The sequence below is a fragment of the Acinetobacter pittii genome, assembly GCF_022449185.1.
GTDB classification, from domain to species: Bacteria; Pseudomonadota; Gammaproteobacteria; order Pseudomonadales; family Moraxellaceae; genus Acinetobacter; species Acinetobacter pittii_I.
The window spans coordinates 1-19,153 of sequence record NZ_JAKUKO010000011.1; the positions used below are offsets into that span (position 1 = coordinate 1).

17 protein-coding genes and 1 rRNA gene are annotated in these 19,153 nt (G+C 37.2%); 16 read left to right on the forward strand and 2 right to left on the reverse strand.

The features are described 5' to 3' along the window. The 8 genes from rrf to hisC form a co-directional block, all read left to right on the forward strand. Window positions 1-75 (forward strand): 5S ribosomal RNA (gene rrf / locus MKX14_RS18355); the annotation flags it as partial. A gap of 391 nt (window positions 76-466) precedes the next feature. Next, window positions 467-1,915, forward strand: a complete 1,449-nt coding sequence (gene rpoN / locus MKX14_RS17410) for an RNA polymerase factor sigma-54 (protein WP_240283084.1) — start codon at window positions 467-469, stop codon at window positions 1,913-1,915. 167 nt (window positions 1,916-2,082) lie between these two features. After that, entirely contained in the window at window positions 2,083-2,421 is a 339-nt protein-coding gene (gene hpf, locus MKX14_RS17415) for a ribosome hibernation-promoting factor, HPF/YfiA family (protein WP_046813607.1), read from the forward strand. Between the two features lie 138 nt (window positions 2,422-2,559). Then, window positions 2,560-2,811, forward strand: a complete 252-nt coding sequence (ibaG, locus tag MKX14_RS17420; RefSeq protein WP_002115399.1) for a BolA family iron metabolism protein IbaG — start codon at window positions 2,560-2,562, stop codon at window positions 2,809-2,811. A gap of 6 nt (window positions 2,812-2,817) precedes the next feature. Further along, a complete protein-coding gene (gene murA, locus MKX14_RS17425) occupies window positions 2,818-4,074 on the forward strand; it encodes a UDP-N-acetylglucosamine 1-carboxyvinyltransferase (protein WP_046813606.1) in 1,257 nt (418 codons plus the stop codon). Continuing rightward, on the forward strand, window positions 4,074-4,757 hold the full coding sequence (hisG, locus tag MKX14_RS17430) for an ATP phosphoribosyltransferase (protein WP_005071248.1): 684 nt from the start codon (window positions 4,074-4,076) through the stop codon (window positions 4,755-4,757). Before murA ends, hisG begins: the two co-directional genes overlap by 1 nt. A gap of 106 nt (window positions 4,758-4,863) precedes the next feature. After that, entirely contained in the window at window positions 4,864-6,153 is a 1,290-nt protein-coding gene (hisD, locus tag MKX14_RS17435) for a histidinol dehydrogenase (RefSeq protein ID WP_240283085.1), read from the forward strand. A 70-nt stretch (window positions 6,154-6,223) separates the two neighbouring features. Continuing rightward, complete coding sequence (hisC, locus tag MKX14_RS17440; protein ID WP_108008829.1) at window positions 6,224-7,309, forward strand: histidinol-phosphate transaminase; 1,086 nt, start codon at window positions 6,224-6,226, stop codon at window positions 7,307-7,309. A gap of 3 nt (window positions 7,310-7,312) precedes the next feature. On the opposite strand, the gene pabB is transcribed toward hisC, so the two are convergent. Beyond that, window positions 7,313-8,665, reverse strand: a complete 1,353-nt coding sequence (gene pabB / locus MKX14_RS17445) for an anthranilate synthase component I family protein (RefSeq protein ID WP_046813604.1) — start codon at window positions 8,663-8,665, stop codon at window positions 7,313-7,315. A gap of 357 nt (window positions 8,666-9,022) precedes the next feature. On the opposite strand from pabB, the gene filA reads away from it, so the two are divergent. The 6 genes from filA to filF all read left to right on the forward strand — a co-directional run bounded on the left by filA (window position 9,023) and on the right by filF (window position 17,181). Further along, a complete protein-coding gene (gene filA / locus MKX14_RS17450) occupies window positions 9,023-9,874 on the forward strand; it encodes a putative pilus system protein FilA (RefSeq protein WP_240283086.1) in 852 nt (283 codons plus the stop codon). 299 nt (window positions 9,875-10,173) lie between these two features. Continuing rightward, window positions 10,174-11,007, forward strand: a complete 834-nt coding sequence (filB, locus tag MKX14_RS17455; protein ID WP_014208424.1) for a putative pilus system C39 family peptidase FilB — start codon at window positions 10,174-10,176, stop codon at window positions 11,005-11,007. Between the two features lie 45 nt (window positions 11,008-11,052). Next, window positions 11,053-12,231, forward strand: coding sequence for a putative pilus system protein FilC (gene filC / locus MKX14_RS17460; protein ID WP_240283087.1), 1,179 nt, complete (start codon window positions 11,053-11,055; stop codon window positions 12,229-12,231). Window positions 12,232-12,243: 12 nt separating this feature from the next. After that, window positions 12,244-13,908, forward strand: coding sequence for a putative pilus system OmpP1/FadL family transporter FilD (filD, locus tag MKX14_RS17465; protein WP_133482202.1), 1,665 nt, complete (start codon window positions 12,244-12,246; stop codon window positions 13,906-13,908). A 17-nt stretch (window positions 13,909-13,925) separates the two neighbouring features. Next, the gene (gene filE / locus MKX14_RS17470; RefSeq protein ID WP_240283088.1) at window positions 13,926-15,158 is read left to right on the forward strand and encodes a putative pilus assembly protein FilE; all 1,233 of its coding nucleotides are present in this window, start codon (window positions 13,926-13,928) and stop codon (window positions 15,156-15,158) included. A gap of 13 nt (window positions 15,159-15,171) precedes the next feature. Continuing rightward, window positions 15,172-17,181, forward strand: coding sequence for a putative pilus system protein FilF (filF, locus tag MKX14_RS17475; RefSeq protein ID WP_240283089.1), 2,010 nt, complete (start codon window positions 15,172-15,174; stop codon window positions 17,179-17,181). Window positions 17,182-17,237: 56 nt separating this feature from the next. On the opposite strand, the gene MKX14_RS17480 is transcribed toward filF, so the two are convergent. Continuing rightward, window positions 17,238-17,786 (reverse strand): NUDIX hydrolase, encoded by a 549-nt coding sequence (locus tag MKX14_RS17480; RefSeq protein ID WP_002115876.1) that lies wholly within the window; start codon window positions 17,784-17,786, stop codon window positions 17,238-17,240. Between the two features lie 114 nt (window positions 17,787-17,900). Between MKX14_RS17480 and nudL the strand changes: the two genes are divergently transcribed. Together nudL and MKX14_RS17490 are read left to right on the forward strand one after the other, a co-directional pair. Next, window positions 17,901-18,527: a CoA pyrophosphatase gene (nudL, locus tag MKX14_RS17485; protein WP_079284346.1), complete on the forward strand. Its 627-nt coding sequence runs from the start codon at window positions 17,901-17,903 to the stop codon at window positions 18,525-18,527. A gap of 22 nt (window positions 18,528-18,549) precedes the next feature. Next, window positions 18,550-19,077, forward strand: coding sequence for a gamma carbonic anhydrase family protein (locus MKX14_RS17490; protein WP_078210186.1), 528 nt, complete (start codon window positions 18,550-18,552; stop codon window positions 19,075-19,077). Window positions 19,078-19,153 lie beyond the last annotated feature (76 nt).

Consider the following 19,153-nt stretch of genomic DNA (forward strand, 5'->3'; position numbering starts at 1 on the left):
CGAACTCAGAAGTGAAACCTCTTAGCGCTGATGGTAGTGTGGGGTTACCCATGTGAGAGTAAGTCATCGCCAGCTCATTATTCCAAACACCCCCATTCTAATGAGTGGGGGTGTTTCTTTATGTGTGATAAAAAATATATGTGTGGGGAATAAATATAAAATAGTAAGCTATGAGTTGAAATCTTTAAATTTAATAGAAAAAAACTATACAATCGAAGAGTAATCAATTAGACAAAATTAAAAGAGGGCTAGCTCTTCCTAATTAACTTTTTATAACAAGATTTCGTGTCTGACTTTATATGAGAACCATGTTTGATAGAATTAATTTAATAAGATTATTTTTATAATTGAAAAAATCTCTTTTTTCTTCTACAAATTTCAGTTGGATATGTATGACAAATGGAGACTATATGTTATAAATATTGAATAGGCATGATTTTTGCTTGTTTTATGGAAAATGAAATATATGAAATTATCTGTTGGATTGAAAGTAGCGAATTCTCTATCGTTAACACCTCAATTGCAGCAGGCGATTCGTTTGTTACAACTCTCTAGTTTAGAGCTTGAACAGGAAATTCAGATTCAACTAGATAGTAATCCTTTACTTGAAAAAATAGAAGAAGAATCACTAACGGAGAACCTGTCTGCATTAGAAAATAAAGAGTCGAATGACTTAACGACTGAGCTAAATGCAGACCATTTGCCTGATGATTTACCCGTTGATACAGAATGGGATGATGTTTATACCCATCAATCAACAGCTTTGGCTACTCCAGAATTTGAAGAGCGAGAGGATAATCGCCAAGTTCAATTATCTCTTAAGGAACATATTTTAGAACAAGTTAATCTTTTGCATTTTTCTAAAATAGATCAATTGATTGCTTATTGTATTGTTGATGCATTAGATGATAAAGGTTTCTTGGATGCTGAAATAGAAGAAATAATTTTAGCAGCACAACAACTGTTGAATGAAATGGATATCGAGGAGGAGATTGAAGAGGATGAGGTTTTAGTTGTTTTAAAACATATTCAAAGACTTGATCCGTTAGGGGTTGGTTCTCGTAATTTAGCGGAATGTTTAAAGGTACAGCTCGAATTTTTACCCAAAGATGTTGAATATATAAACGAGGCAAAAAAACTATTAGAGTATTATGAGCTCTTGATAGCCAATGATCTTAATAAATTACTCAAACAAACTGGTTTAACGAAAGACCAATTAAAGTTTGCAATCAATCTTTTAAAAACGTTAAAACCTTATCCTGGTATGGAATTTGATAGGCAAGAGTCTGATTATCAAATTCCCGATGTAGTAGTTTCAAAAAAAGATTCACATTGGCAGGTTCAGTTAAACCCAGATGTACTCCCTAAATTAAGAATTAATTCTTTTTACTCTAGTATGATTCGTAGAGCAGATCAGAGTGAGGATAATTTATATTTACGTAATCAAATGCTTGAGGCAAAAAACTTTATCAAGAGCATTGATGAAAGGCATAAAACGTTATTAAAAGTAGCTTCTTGTATTGTAGAGCATCAAAAAGCTTTTTTGGAAATAGGCCCTGAAGCAATGAAGCCGCTAGTTCTTCGAGACGTGGCAGAAGAAGTCGAATTGCATGAATCAACAGTTTCTCGTGTAACTACAAATAAATATATGCTTACGCCTCGTGGTCTATTTGAGTTGAAATATTTTTTCTCTAGCCATGTAGGAACAACAGCAGGGGGAGAGGCATCTTCCACCGCAATTCGGGCAATGATTAAGAAACTAGTCGCAAATGAAAATCCACGTAAGCCTTTGTCAGATAATGTAATTGCTACATTGTTAAAGGATGAAGGAATTGAAGTGGCTCGAAGAACGGTCGCAAAATATCGAGAATCGTTACATATTCCTTCGTCATCTGAAAGAAAAGTCTTGATCTGAATTTTGAAGTATGGCTATTCTAGAGATTCATTATGACGAAATAATGAAATTTCATTTTCACCAAGAGAGTAACTAAAATGGTTTAATTGTTCTAAGTTTTCTTTTTGATAGCATTAAATCGTTTTGGTTCTTCTTTAGATAACCTAAAAAAGGTGAGGGATAGAATTATGCAAATAACGATTCGTGGACATCATTTAGCAATTACACCAGCTATAGAAGAAAATATTAAATCAAAATTTAATCAGTTAACAAAACACTTAGATCAGGTGAATAGTATGCAGATTAAATTAACAAAAGATCATCAAATTGATAAGCGCTCTCATAAAGGTAGTTCGAACCATGTTGCAGAGGCTATTATAAGATTGCCAGGAATTGAGCTGTTTGCTCAGGCAGCAGCAGATGACATGTATACTTCAATTAAAAAACTAACTGAAAAATTAAAAAAACAATTATTAAAATATCGGAAAATGCAGTGCACTTATTCGCAAGTTGCTGTTTCTATTTAATAAGTTTTATATAATTAAAAGAGGCTTGAAAAATAGCCTCTTTTTTATTGATAAAATATAAACACGTACTGAATTCTTTGAAAAAGTTATAGTAAAATACTTCGTTTTACACCTTAGGTTGTGTCAGAGGTCTCTGCAATGAATAGTGAACAGCTCACTCAAATTTTAAAAGAAGCTTTCCCTGAAGCGGAAGTAGCGGTGAGCGGACAGGCCGGAAAATTTGACCTCCGTATTGTGGATGATCAATTTGACGGTAAGCGTACTGTTGCTCGCCAACAATTAGTTTATGCACCATTAAATACTTATATTGCAAGTGGCGAAGTTCATGCGGTAACAATTCGTGCAATGACCAAAGATGAATGGCGTAAAGCAAGCCTTTTCGGAGCTTAAATATTAATGGATAAATTTTTAATTACGGGTGGTGTTAAGCTCGAAGGGGAAGTACGCATTTCTGGTGCTAAAAATGCAGCTTTACCATTGCTTGCTGCAACTATTCTTGCAGACTCTCCAATTACAATCACTAATGTTCCAAATCTTAAAGATGTAAATACTTTGGTCAAGTTGATTGGTGGGTTAGGGATCACAATCAGCTATGAAAATGACACAGTAAAAGCTGATACCTCTACTTTAGATAATCAATTTGCTCCTTATGAACTAGTAAAAACAATGCGTGCCTCAATTTTGGTTTTAGGACCATTATTAGCGCGTTACGGTAATGCGAAAGTTTCTTTACCAGGTGGTTGTGCAATTGGATCACGTCCAGTTGATCAACATTTAAAAGCTTTAGAAGCTTTAGGTGCACATATTGAAGTTGAAAATGGTTATGTCCATGCTTCAGTCGAAGGTCGTTTAAAAGGCGGCGAAGTTGTTTTTGATATGGTTACCGTTGGTGGTACTGAAAATATCTTGATGGCTGCTGCACTGGCTGATGGTGTTACGACAATTCGTAATGCTGCTCGTGAGCCTGAGATCACTGACCTTGCTCAAATGCTCATTAAAATGGGTGCCAAGATTGAAGGACTTGATACTGATACTCTTGTTGTAACTGGAGTAGAAAGTTTGCATGGCTGTGAATATGCTGTGGTAGCTGATCGTATCGAAACGGGATCTTATTTGGCAGCTGCGGCAATTACGGGCGGTCGTGTCAAAACTACACATACTGACCCTGCATTACTTGAATCCGTTTTAGATAAGTTTGAAGAAATGGGTGCTGAAGTCACTCGTGGTGATGACTGGATCGAACTTGATATGTTAGGTAAACGCCCTAAAGCTGTAAGTTTTAGAACTTTGCCACATCCAGAGTTTCCAACAGATATGCAAGCTCAGCTTATGGCTGTAAATGCTATTGGTCGTGGATTTGCAACTATCTCTGAAACGATTTTTGAAAATCGTTTTATGCATGTTCCTGAATTGTCACGCATGGGTGCTAATATTCAGGTTGAAGGTCATGATGCTGTCGTGACTGGAGTAGAAACTTTACAGGCTGCACCTGTAATGGCAACAGATTTGCGTGCTTCGTTCTCTCTAGTTTTGGCAGCTTTAGTGGCAGAAGGAGATACCTTAATTGACCGTATCTACCATATTGACCGTGGTTATGAGCATGTCGAAGAGAAACTTCAAGGTTTAGGTGCCAAAATTAAGCGAGTAAGTTAATGAATGATGTAAGAAACGATGATCCTAATTTTGATGTGATGGGCAATTTTGATCATGGTTTGACCTTGGCACTCAGTAAAGGACGTATCTTAAAAGAGACGTTACCTTTACTAGCTACAGCGGGTATTAATTTGCTCGAAGATCCGGAAAAGTCCCGCAAACTGATTTTTCCTACTACGCATAAGCAAGTACGTATTTTGATTTTACGTGCATCTGATGTGCCTACCTATGTAGAAAATGGCGCAGCAGATTTAGGTGTAGCAGGCAAAGATGTGTTGATGGAACATGGCGCTCAGCATGTATATGAGCTACTTGACCTGAAAATCGCTAAGTGTAAATTAATGACTGCTGGTAAAGTGGGAATGGAACGACCAAAAGGCCGTTTAAAAATTGCCACGAAATACGTCAATCTTACTCGTCAGTATTATGCAAGCTTAGGTGAGCAAGTCGATGTGATCAAACTCTATGGTTCTATGGAGTTGGCACCTTTGGTTGGTCTGGGTGATTACATTGTCGATGTGGTCGATACTGGTAATACGCTAAGAGCGAATGGTCTTGAGCCATTAGAGGAGATTTGCAAAGTCTCTTCACGTTTAATTGTAAATAAAGCTAGTTTTAAACGTAAGCAAACTTTATTAAACCCAATCATTTCACAGCTTGAGCAAGCTGTTCAATCACGTTAAAAGCAATTTCCCATCACGCTTTTGTGATAGTTGCTTCAGATGATGCCCACAAGCGCCTAGAAAAAGAGTAAACTTGGTTTTTCTTTTCCGCCTTGTGGGTAAATTGATGCGACGTTTATCGACTCAAGATCAGAACTTCAAACAGGTTTTTGCTGAGCTTTTAGCATTTGAAACTGTGAATGATCTTAATTTAGTGCAAACAGTAGATCAAATTATTGCTGATGTTCGTCAGCATGGTGATGATCATGTTTTAAAGCTTACTCAACAGTTCGATCGACATCCCGCACATCAATTTTCAGATTTGGAATTATCTCAACAACAACTTAAAACTGCTTTTGATAATTTAAGTCCAGAAATTCGTGATGCTCTAGAGTTAGCAGCAAAGCGTATTCGTTCATTTCATGAAGCTCAGAAACAAGAGAGCTGGACTTATATAGATGATTTGGGTAATAAACTGGGACAAAAAGTCACACCTCTAGACCGTGTGGGTATTTATGTACCAGGTGGTTTAGCCTCTTATCCATCTTCAGTTTTAATGAATGCAGTGCCAGCCCATGTTGCTGGTGTACCTGAAATTATTATGGTTGTTCCTGCACCAAACGGTGAACTAAATCCATTGGTTCTAGCTGCGGCTTACCTTGCAGGAGTGAGTCGAGTATTCACCATTGGGGGAGCTCAAGCTGTAGCAGCTCTTGCTTATGGTACTCAGACCATTCCACCTGTAGATAAAATTACTGGCCCTGGAAATCGTTTTGTAGCAGCTGCTAAACGTGCTGTATTTGGTCAAGTCGGTATCGATATGATTGCTGGACCTTCTGAAATTTTAGTATATGCAGAAGGTGAAAATAATGCAGATTGGTTGGCTATGGATGTTTTATCACAAGCAGAACATGACACTGTGGCTCAAGCTATTTTTATAACTCCAGATGAAGCTTTGCTTAATGCAGTCGAGTTGGCAATTGAAAAGCATTTAAATGAATTGCCAAAGGCAGATATTGCTCGAACTTCAATTGAAAACCGTGGTGCTTTGGTATTAGTCAAAGACCGTGCAGAAGCAGTTGAGTTGATTAATCAGGTTGCACCAGAGCATTTGGAGCTGTGCTTAGATGATGCCGAAGCAATGAGCGAAGAGATTCGTCATGCTGGAGCAATTTTCATGGGACGTTATACACCTGAAGCGATCGGTGACTATTGCGCGGGTCCAAACCATGTATTGCCGACATCTGGAACTGCTCGTTTTTCTTCTCCTTTAGGCGTTTATGATTTCCAAAAACGCTCGAGCTTAATTATGTGTTCGAAAGATGGAGTCAAATCGTTAGCTAAAACAGCCGACATATTAGCTGTTCAAGAGAACTTAGATGCCCATGCACGCTCAGCTCGCTATCGTTATCAATAAGCTTTTAAACCTTGTAGTGTTTTTAATTATTACTCAGGGCTGAATTTCAGCCCTTTTTTGAGATAAGACTATGACTGTATCTACAGCACAAATGCGCTTTTGGAGTCCAGAAGTTCGTGAGTTAGAACCGTATGTTCCTGGTGAACAGCCTAAAATTCAGAATTTATTGAAACTCAATACAAATGAAAATCCATATCCGCCATCACCAAAAGTAGTTGAAGCAGTTCAAGCTGTTTTAACTCATCAGGCTGATGCATTGCGTTTATATCCAGACCCAGATGCTACGGCATTAAAACATGCGATTGCTAAGCAACAGAATATTGAAGTTTCACAAGTTTTTGTCGGTAATGGCTCAGATGAAGTGCTTGCTCATATTTTTAAAGCATTTTTTCTTCAAGATGAACCAATTCTTTATCCAGATATCACTTATAGCTTTTATCCAGTTTATAGTCAGTTTTTTGGTACAAAGACTAAAGAAATTCCGCTCAATGAAAATTTTGAGATAGAAGTTAAAGATTATGTGCAACCAAATGGCGGGGTTATTATTACAAACCCTAATGCTCCAACCAGTATTGCACTAGGCTTAGCAGAAATCGAACAAATTTTAAAAGCGAATCCAGATCGGGTGGTTGTCATTGATGAAGCTTATGTTGATTTTGGTGCAGAATCAGCGGTGAGTTTAGTAAATCGCTATGAGAATCTGGTCGTGTGCCAAACAACTTCAAAATCGCGTTCTTTAGCAGGTTTACGTGTCGGATTCGCGATTGCTCAGTCACACTTGATTGCAGCACTTGAAGCGGTAAAAAATAGTTTTAATTCATATCCAATTGATCGCTTTGCTATTGCTGCGGCTGTGGCTTCTTTTGAAGATCAGGATTATTTTGAAGAACAATGTCAAAAAGTTATTACGAGTCGTGAAAAGCTAGTAGATGAATTAACTGCTTTGGGCTTTAAAGTTTTACCTTCTAAAGCAAACTTTATTTTTGCTTCACATCCATCGCATGATGCAGGTCAGCTTGCACAGCAATTACGTGGGCAAGGTATTATTGTGCGCTATTTCAATAAGCCTCGTATTAATCAATTCTTGCGAATTACTGTAGGAACTGATGAGCAAAATGAGCGTTTAGTACAGACATTAAAAGAAGATATTCTCTAAATTTTACTCTGCTGTGCTGTTCATCAAGTTCAGCATAGCAGAGATTTTATCTAAGCTTTCTTGATATTCTGCTTCTGCATTTGATGCAATCGTAATACCACCACCTGCCCATAAAGAAAGCTGATTCTGATATTGTTGAAAACTACGAATAAGAATATTCCAACGACCAGTACCATCAAAATTAAAATATCCCAAAGTACCGCAATATGCTCCTCGTGGTGAACCTTCTAACTCTTCAATGATCTGCATTGCCCGAATTTTGGGAGCTCCTGTGATTGAACCTCCTGGCAAGGCAGAGAGCAGCATTTGCATAGGATTAATATCATCTTTAAGGGTCGCAACGATCTCGCTTACCATGTGATGTACTTGATTAAAACTTTCAATCTCGAATAATTTTGTTGTTTTTACAGATCCTGTATTGGCATAAATGCTCAAATCATTACGTAATAAATCGACAATCATCACGTTTTCTGCTTGGTCTTTTTGAGAGTTTTTTAAGGTTTGTTTAGAAATTAAATCTTTTTCTGCATTCTCATAGCGAGGCATTGTGCCTTTAATAGGTCTAGTTTTAATTTGTTTATTTTGATTGAATTCGATGAAAAGTTCGGGAGAGCAACTTAATAATTCAAAATCGTCTAATTTTAAATAACCTGCATATGGAGCATTTGTAAGTTGCCATAGATCTTTAGCTTTATTTAATAAGGATCCTAAAAATTTAGCTTTAAACTCTTGGGTTAAATTAATTTGATAGCAATCTCCAGCTTTAATATATTCTTGTATTTTATAGAAAGCATCGAAATATTGTTTTTTAGACCATCTTGGTTGAATAGTGGTTTTTAATTCAAATGTATTTTTAGAGTTATTAGAGCTAAAATTCTCTATTTTATTTTCAATATATGAGAATAGATCAATTGCATTTTCTTCATCACTGAAAAAGTACCAATTATTATCTATATATTTTAAAAAAGATCGATATTGCCCTAGGAATAGAGACGGTTGTATCTGGTTTTGTCCATTAATAAATTGATGAGCACTGAAATCATAGCTAATAAAACCAATATAACCACCCATAAAACTTGTTGTTGATTTAATGTCTTTGTTTAAATTGTTTTCTTTAAATTTAATAAAATTTAAGAGTTGATTTGATTTTAATGTATTTCTATATTCATTTAAATTTTGGCGCTCAAATTCTAAATAATTTTCATTTTGAATAATAATATATTCTTGCGGAAGAAAACCAATAATTGGATTGTTGTTGTCATTTAAGTAAATAAGCCCAGTTAATCCGTCTAATTTTTTTAAAATATCGGCAGCATTTTTACTATGTAAAGAGATTTTTTTCTTTAACTGTGACATTTTTGAATAAGAGGATGGTTAATGAGAAAGTGATTAGTTTACTACAAGTTATGGTGTAACAGGAGAAAGTCTTTTAATTAAGAACCCTTGTTGCTGATAAAATGAACTAAATTTTTAGATTATAATTTATGGTGTCCAACAAGATCCATGTAGAAAAATTTGAGTGTACCGTTTGTCGGGTAATTGGCAAAAAATGCATTACAGTAGTTGAACAAAAATTAACGTAGCTGTAATTTAGTAATTGCTAAGCAAAACTACTCAAGGATTGGAAGTTTCGGTTGCCATATAAAGAAAAATGCAATTTGAGACAATGAGAGTGGTTAAGTCAAAAAATAAATGCTCTTGGGAGAGTGCTCAATGAAAATGTTCACTAAACTTGCTTTAGTTTCTTCTTTAGCTATCAGTGCAAATGCAATGGCAATGCAGTCAATGGACGATGCTGCACTTAGTGCTGCTACAGGTCAAGATGGTATTAACATCGGTATCGCTTTAGGTGCTGGCGGTATTTCTATCGATAAAGTATTTATTCATGATAACGATGGTTTAGACCCTGCTACAGGTATTGCTGGCGCTGCAGCAACAGCTGGTGCGATTGTAGTAAGTGGTGTAGGTGTTACTCAAGTAGATCCAACAGCAAACCTATTAGATCTTAAAATTGATAGCGTCGGGGCTTCAGGCGCAAACGGCGCGTTTTTAAATGTTGCTGCAAATGTTGGTGCTGTTAATGTAAGTGTTGGTTCTATTGGTGTAGGTACTTCTGGTACGTTAAATACAACAACAGCTGTACGTGGTATTACTGAAACGGCTCCAACTGAAATTATCTCTGGTTTAGACTTATCTTTAGGTGCGATTTCAGCGAATGTACAATTGGGTTCTACTCCACAAGGTGCAATGATCAAAGTAAATTCAAGCTTACAAGGCGGTTTAACATTATCTAACTTCGGTATTAACGATGCAGCAGGTGGTGGTGAGATTTTCTTGGATAAAGTTATGGTTCGCGGTGCTGGTAACACAACTGGTGATTTAGATGTTGATGCTAATATTTCAGTTGTACCAACTGGCTTGAAAATTCAAAATAATAGTGCACAAGGTATGAATGTTTATGTACAAGGTGTACGTTTAGGTTCTAGTACAGCTGCTTCAATTGGTGACGTTGAAATTCAGGGTTTAAATGTAGGAACTTCTACAATTACAATCTCTGGTCACTAATCTGAGTTTTTCATAAAAAAGCGCGTTTATTACGCGCTTTTTTATTTATTAATTAACTAATTTAACTATATAAAAATATATTTTTTATTGATAAAAATAAGCTGTTAAATTAAAAATCTATTTAAATTAATCACACAAGTCTCTCTATTTTTATAAAACTAAACGTTCATCAAAAAAAAGTAAAAAAAGGCTGTTTTTTTCAAAAAAAAAAGGTATCTTCAACACACAGGGATGTAGAGCTTTTGCTCTAAGAATAAAATGAATAAGGCCGGTTAGGCCACCATTTAGAACAAGTGCTTATGTTAGAGATTGCTTTAGGCTCAGCATTGATATATTACTTTGCGACAGAAGCCTTCGAAATAGAAAAAAAGCCGCCGGGAACTGTTTATTATACAGAGACTGCCGATTCACGTAATTTATCTTTCCGCCGTAATCATATTGAACCAGTTCAGATTAAACCAGCTGTAGAAGATCAGTTCCGAGGTATTGTTCGACAAGCTTATGACTATAGTTGTGGTTCAGCTGCTCTTACTACACTTTTAAATGGTTATGTGGGAACAAGTTTGACTGAACAGCAGACTATGAGTGGTTTACTACAGTATGGTGAATATCAACGTATTATTGAACGCCGAAGCTTCTCATTACTTGATATGAAGCGCTTTGTAACTGCTATTGGTTTGGATAGTGGTGGTTATCGAGGGGAGTTTTCTGATTTAGTCAATCTTGGACAACCTGCAATTGTTCCAATTTCTTATGCTGGTTTTAAGCATTTTGTCGTATATAAAGCTTATAAAGATGGACGTGTGTATGTTGCTGACCCTGCATTAGGGAATATCAGCTTTGATGAAAATCGTTTTAAAGAGGTCTGGGATAACAATACATTATTTGTCGTTTCTGTTCCTGAATCTCAACGTAAAGACTTATTGGCTTTAAAAGACTCAGATATGCGTCATGTGGAAGATGCAACTGTTAACCGTTATGCCTTTGTGGATGTGCAATATCCAACATTCAATTATGACCGTTTAGCAAATAAAGCGTCAACCATGCGCCGGGTACTAGATAAAGACCCAAATTCTGCAACCTATAATCAGCCAATTGAAACGTATATGCGTCTTTACTATAAGCGTAAATAATCAAGTATGAATTGAGTAAAATAAATACATTAGGTGGGAAGAAACATGAATAATCGATGGATGAAGATGAGTGTGTTGGCATTAAGTATGAGTGCCATTACGGGTACACTTTATGCAAATGATCAAGTCACACAAACTGAAACACAAGACAGTGCAGCTGTTTCTGAAGCGAGTACGGGATCAGTAGTAATACCAGCAACTGATTCAGTTCAAGAAGCGAGTACAACTCCAGCTACAGACGTTGTAACTACTGAACCTACTCCTGTTGAGGCAGTAAATACTGGAGCTAATCAAGCTGCTACTGCATTACAGAAAAAAGAAGGTGATGCGACTCAAGAAACAAATTTGCAAGAAGTATTTACTTCAAATGAGCGCCAATATTCATTGATTAAAAGAGGCGTATTTTCTGCTTATTACGATCTCGATTATACCTATTATCGTGATACTCGAATTGATTTAGCTTTAGCTGATAATTCTTCTCAACTCAACCGTTTACGTATTGAAGAAGATGCGAACCATACTTTAACGAATAGTTTTACCGTTCAATATGGGGTCTTGGACAATTTAACGTTATCTGCAACAGTTCCTTTCGTTGCCAAGTCTGAAATTGTTAGGGATACAACTGCAGCGGGCTTAGGTGATATTTCTTTAGGGGCACGCTGGGAACCTTTCCCGTTAAAACAAGGCCGTTTACCATTAGTGTTATTTGGTAACCTATCAACAAAAACTGGGGATAGTCCTTACGAAATTGGTTTAGATGAGCTTTCAACCGGTAAAGGATATTACTCTGTTGGAGTGGGAGCAAGTACCCGTAAATATATCGATCCAGTGGTTTTATTTGCCTCAGCATCTGCCAATTATGGTTTTAAAGAAACGGGTTTAAATCAGGCACGTGGTTCAAGGACGTTAACATCTTTTGACCCCGGCATTAGTGGTGGTTTCTCATTCGGTTTTGCTTACTCGTTTAACTATGATGTGTCTTTAACCATGTCATATCAACAAAGCTTTAACATGGATGCAGAATTTCAGTTTGAGAAAGGTGAGACATATAAGTCGCCGGACCAAAGTAGCGCGATGTTGTCATTTGCTTTAGGTGTACGTGTTTCACCTGAAACAATTGTTAATGGCACAGTGGGTATTGGTTTAACCGAAGATGCACCAGATGTTTCGCTTGGTCTATCTTTCCCGCTAGATTTTATAGGCTTTGGCAAAAAAACAAAATAAGGAGATAGGCAGGTGAAATATCCTAAATTATGTCCTTTAACGGTGGCAATTGTGATCTCCGGTTTTTCTAGCTTTGCCAATGCTCAATTAGGACAAAACCTAGCTGTTGATATTCGTTCACTATCGATGGGAAATGCTGTAACCGCAGATCCGCCTGGTATTAGTGCAATTCACTTTAACCCAGCAGCTTTAGCAAAAATTGATGGGTTACAGACAGATGTGCAAGGAATTTTAGCAAACTTTGATATTCAGCGTGAGTTCTCAGCACCCCCTGGTTATAACGTTTTTGGCTACTCAGATGACCCGCTTGTTTGTAATGATGGTCCAGAAGTCACAGCCAATATTTGTACTGATTTTAAGGGGCCTGTACGTGGCGATGTTGAATATGCCAGCCTATATGTGCCGATTCTAAAAAAAATGGTTGATTTAGGGGAGGGTTATCCACTCGCTGCTCCTACCGCAGGAATTGCCTATAAACCACCTGGTTCAAAGCTGACCTATGCTACTGCAATTTATGCACCTTTAATTGCAGGTTTTGGCGCTGAAAATGGTAACGCTGGAAACTTTATGGGCCAGCAAGTTGCTGTTGAGCGGATTACTTATCTGTCTCCCTCTTTTGGTTATCAAGTAAATGATCATTTGTCGATCGGTGCCTCTGTGGGGATGTCTTATAATGCTCTTGCTATGAAAACAGATTTGCGATTTCCCAATGATATGATTGGGGTGTTGCGTATGGTTGATGACGTAGTATGCGGGCCTTTCAAAGACAATAACGATATGATTACTAATTTATTGTTATTTGGTCTATGCAATACTCAAGAAGGAATGAACCCTTTTAATAAAATGGGTTCTCTACAAGTTTCCATGGAGCAGTCTTTAAGCCCAAGTTATAACTTGGGGTTAATGTGGGAACCAACGGATGAGTTCGGCTTTGGTATGGTCTATCAAAGTGCTGCCAAGATGCGTTTGAAAGGGAAATACCTGATTAATAATGCTAAGGCCCCTCAAGAATTAATTAAAGGCCTAAACTCCTCAGCTACAGGTCAGGTTTTGGCTGCTATTCTTGGTTTACCAGGAAATGTACCAAACTCTGAGTCTGGACTGGCCGCAATGGATCTGGAATATCCTGCACATTTTCAAGCAGGGATTAAATATAAAATATTCCCTGATTTACAAGTTAACTTTGATGTGGGTTGGACAGACTATTCTGCATGGGATAAGTTCAAATTTGAATTTGACAGACAAATTACTTTACTAAAAGTTGCCAAACTTTTATCAAATGATGTAACAGATGCTTCATTAGGTTTACCTTTAAAGTTTACCTCACCATGGAGTTGGGGGATTGGTTTAGAGTATTCAGCAACAGATCGCTTAAAGTTACGTGTTGGTTATGAACCTCGAGCTAGTGCTATTCCAAATGACAAACGTAATACCATGATTCCAATTAATAATGCGCAATTATTTGGTTTGGGTATTGGATATCGATTTGATGCAGATACAGATTTGGATCTTTCAGTTGGTTTCTTACGTAGCCGCGATAATATTCCAGCAGGGACCAGTACCTTATCTAATAAAACGGGAGTTGATAATATCCTGTTAAACCCTTATGCCGGTTTGGATGTTAAAACCAATACCAAAGTTACAGTACTCGGGTTAAATTATAGAACAAAATGGTAAAATTAAATTGTGAACGGATGTCTCGACCTAGATTTGCTATTGCGATTTTTTTTATTGCAATAGCAAGTAATTCTGCTATTTATGCGGATGGTTTCTATACAATTATTGGTCCTGATGGTCGACCAATGATTGTTCCGAGTAAAAGGGTGGAACGAACCGTTACACCGTCTAAGATATTAACAAATCCAGAGATAAAGACGAATAATCCAGAACAGCAAGTATTGCCAGAAACATCCTTAAAATCAAAAGAATTGCCTAAAGTAATTACGAAATCGTCTAATACTGCACCAACTGCACCAACTGCACCAACTGCACCAACTGCACCAACTGCACCAACTGTTTCTATAAAGAAACAATCTACAGTTTCAAAACAGACAAAAATAAGCAAAGAAGAATCACAAACTGTTAATCAAAAGTCTAGTTTAGCGATTACTAAAGAAAAAACGGTGATAAATGATTCTGCTTCCCAACGAAAGGTTGAAGAAAAAGTAGAACTGAATTCAGTTGAACCTTTATCTAAGGATGTCGTTACTTCATCAGCACTAGTAGCACCAAAAAACGATGAGACGAAGTACACTACCATTGATGGTGTGGAATACGTTAATAATGAATATTTAGAGAATCAAGAGTTTAATCTAGAAGGAAAAAAACGTTTTTATATTATGCCTGATGGTTTAGGTCGTACTGAATCTATTGAGCGTAAAAAAGGTGTTGGTCAGTCTATCCTTGATAATGTATTGCATCGATCTCAAGAAGATCAAGTCTCTTCTGTGGTATTGGCTCCTACTTATGTGAGACTTTCGCACAAAGAGTTAGCAAATACTTTTGAAAATGATTTGTGTTTTATTAAAGGCTATAACAAATCAATTAAGAAATTAAGCCAGAATAAAGAAGTTGCGCTATGGCCGAGAAAACCTCTTAAAGAAAAGTTTGAATATGAAGTCGTAAAAGTAGATGCTTCGATTAAGAATATACAAGTAGCTTCCTATGCCACAACCAATGACAAGCCTGTATATTATTGGCCCCTCGCTGTTTTCTTGGATGAAAAAGGTTGTGTTTTAGAAGGTGCTAGCGGTTTTAAAAGTAAGTCGTATCCTGCGACGATTTTGCAACATGCATCGATTTTAGGTGTTCTACAAGTGCCAGAACATACGCACTATATTATGTTAACACCTTTATCTTCGGCTGTAGATATGCCGGATCAAGAACTATCTAATCAGGGACAAATTAAAATTTCGGTATTACGTTAAAAAATAAATAGGAATGATGATGAGTAAAAATTTTTTATTACCTTTCGCATTATCCACATTGGCAATCGTATTAAATGGTTGCGGTGGCGGCGGCTCAACAATTAATGAGGATCCTACACAAGGTGGAGGTGAGATTCCAACTACTAATTTGGATTGTAAAGCCGCTAATGTTTCAGACGAGTCTTGTTTAAACTTTGAATTAAATTATCCAGTTGCTGGACTGAACTTTGATTGTAGTTTATCACCTAATCAGCGTTACATTACTAAATTGGTTGGTAATTCAGTGGGTGGTGCTTGTAGTATTAGTAGTAGCAAATCAGATGAAACTATTACGCTTTATCTACAAGGCAGTGATACTCACAAGATTGCGTTAGGTACGATAAAACTCGATACACTCGGGAAATACGGGACAACACATTTAACTGTTTTGGATATGGCAACAGCATTAACTGGACAACCTCCAGCTTCAATGAGTAACGCTGATCCAACTATTAAAGTGGCTATGGCTTTAGTTAAGTTATTCCAAAGTATTGGTGTTGAACGTGGTGATAATGTAGTGGGTGATTTGCAACCAACCCAGTTTACTCAAGATAAGAAAAATCTGTTGACTAGTTTGACACAAGATATAACTGCAACGGAATGGAAGAATGGACAATATGCAACTCTTTTAAAACCTTGGTTGGATGTAAGCAAAGTGTCAGATGCACAAGCTTATGCACTCGTAGTTCAAGTAACGAATTTGGCAAATGCTGCATTATTTCAGGCAAATGAAGCGACTTATGCGGGTATTGTAAATCCTGTTAGTTCACCGTTACCACTCGGTTTTTATGGCTGTAATCAGGCATTAGCAGATTGCTTTAATAAATCTACGACTAATTTACGTCATATGATGGCTAACATGTTCATGCTGACTGATCGTGAAGGTTATGCAATGGGTTATGGCCTACAATGGCGTGGTGATGCTACTTTATATAAAGATAATAAAGGAAACGTGACTGGTGTTGCTCCACCAGTTTTATTGTGGACTAAAGCAAAACCAACGCAAATGCTTGTTGCTCCTCAACAAAATAGCTGGCTTAACCCAATTTCAAAAGATATTCAATCGACTCAGCCATTACGTTTAACTGTTGATAGCAATGCAAATAATGATTTGCAAATCTATCAAGGTAAATTTCTGAACGATTATGCTGTTGCGGGTAGTGAAGGTTTTTATAAACAATTAACACGTTCGACGGCAGGAAATATTCAGCATTATGGATTATGGCGTCAAACAGTAGGCACAGAAAACTATAAGGGTTCACTTGATATTATTAAAGCCAATCCGATTAGTTATCTTGGAAAAGAAATTTTTAAAACTGCAGCTAACGTGAGTTCTGGCCAACGTTATATCTTCCCATTATATGCAACTTTAACATTCAGATTTGATACTACAGGAATCGCTCCTGTCGATTTAGGTATTGTTGTTGATGAAAAAGGAAATATTCGTACGGATATTAAACCAAATGCGACTGCAACCGATATGTCTGGTCAATGTGCAACAGTAACAGACAACAGCTTAATTGATAGTAATGGTGTGCAACAATACCGACTTGGTACGACTGGTGGAACAGAGTCATCGGATAATGATAGCTCTATTACTGTTCGTATGATTTTATCGAATCCTCAGCTAGGTAACCTTAATGGGATCCTGATGGGTCTTAATTCTGTGGTGAGACAGGATACTAATCCAGATGATAATGTAAATGATTCAATTTCGGTAAATGGAGCCAAGATTAACCTCTATAACTTATTAGCAGGTCAAAACAGTAGTAATAGTATTAATTTAAGTGATTATGAAAACAAAACTGCACGTTGGATTAATCTTTATGCTTTCTATCAAGCTGTTTATAATAATATTAAGGATATTAGCCCAGCACCAACAGATGATGAGAAAGCTTTGGCTCAGCGCTTGTCTGGAACGGTGTCTATTAAACTAGCCAATCAGTCCATTCCAGCTTGTAATGCAATTAAGACTAAATCTTAAAAAATAAAAGACAAATAAAAAAGACCGCTATGCGGTCTTTTTTATGATTCAAGTGATTAACCTGTATGGTCTAAACGAGTCCCCAAAGTTTCAAGATGTGTTGGAAAAACTTGTTTCTTACGATCTTCAAAATAATGTCTTAGTGTGTGTTCGACGCTAGGGAAGGCAAGCTCACCCCATGGAATTTCATGCTCTTCAAACAACCGACTTTCGATGCTTTCTTCACCAGCACCAAAAATTCCATCTTTCAGCTGTGCTTTGAAAAGAACATAAATTTGACCAATACGTGGAATATTGTACATGCAATAAAGTTGTTCTATTTCTATCTCGGCTTCTGCTTCTTCACGAGTTTCGCGTGCTGCACCTTGTTCCATGGTTTCGAATAATTCCATATAGCCAGCAGGCAAAGTCCACAAGCCATAACGAGGCTCAATCGCACGACGACAGAGTAATACTTTATCTTCCCATAAAGCTAAGGCACCGCAGATTACTTTGGGATTTTCATAGTGAATATTTCCACAATGAGTACAAACACGGCGTACTTTATGATCACCTAAAGGAATTTTTTGTTCGGTTTTATGCCCACACGCTACACAGAAACTCATAATTATCATCGAGTATAGAGATGCCTCAGCATAACTGAATTTTTAGACTTACGCATCAACTCTATTCCTTAACTTTGATTTTCAGATATGATGAAAAGAGAGACAGAATAATAGGTGAAAGGTATGGAAGAGCACTTGCTAACACAAAAGTTACAGCAAAGATTGCGCTTTTCCACCCGCATACAAGAAGCACAAGCAGCAGTACTCATTGCAATTACAAATGAGAATGATCCAAAGGTACTGCTTACACGCCGTTCAATACATATGAACAACCATGCGGGGGAAGTTTCTTTTCCTGGTGGAAAGCGTGACCCCAGTGATACGAGTAATATTGTTGTAGCGCTAAGAGAAGCTCAAGAAGAGACGGCTTTAAATCCGTTTGATGTACAGTTGTTAGGTGATTTACCGATGCAGCGTGCAAGAAGTGGTTTGTCTGTAAAACCCATCGTTGGGCTTATTCCCCCTGAGGTGACTTTAATACCTCAGCCTACCGAAATTGATCGAATTTTCTTTGTCCCGTTACAGCAACTTATTGAAACACGTCCGACACCCTATGAAGTACGGTATGCTCATCAGTCTTTATATTTCCCAAGCTTACAGATTGATAATGAAATTATCTGGGGTTTAACTGCTCGTATGTTGGTTGCTCTGTTTAAATATGGATTGGGTTATCAAAAAGATTGGCCATTTTTACTTAACTCACCAACCTTTGGAATGCCAAAGTTTTCTCATAAAAAATAAAGATCAGGATTGATAAATTATGATGTATAGCTATCAAGGACAGCACCCAAAAGCATTACATGAGCCATGGGATGGCTGGGTTGCTCCAACTGCAACGCTTATTGGGCAGGTGGAACTAGGTCGTCAGGTCAGTATTTGGTTTGGTGCGGTAGTTCGTGCTGATAACTGTGTCGTTCGGATTGGTGATTTCTCTAATATTCAAGAAAATTCTGTCTTGCATACCGATGCTGGACTTGAGCTAAACATTGGTGAATATGTCACGGTTGGGCATAAAGTCATGCTGCATGGTTGTACGATTGGTGATAATAGTTTGATTGGTATGAACGCCGTAATTTTAAATCGGGCGGTGATTGGTAAAAATTGTATTATCGGTGCTAATGCTTTAATTCCTGAAGGAAAGGTGATTCCAGATAATTCAGTGGTGATGGGTTCACCTGGCAAAATTGTCAAAACTTTAGATGAAGATGGCGCTGCAAAAATACGTTTGAGTGCATTGCATTATGCTGAGCACTTTAAAAGCTATGCAGATTTAAAAGAATTCCACTTTTAACTCTTTTTTAGCAAAATATTTTATGCCAAGCACAAGCTTGGCATTTTTATTTAGAAAGAGAACAACTCGCCTATCA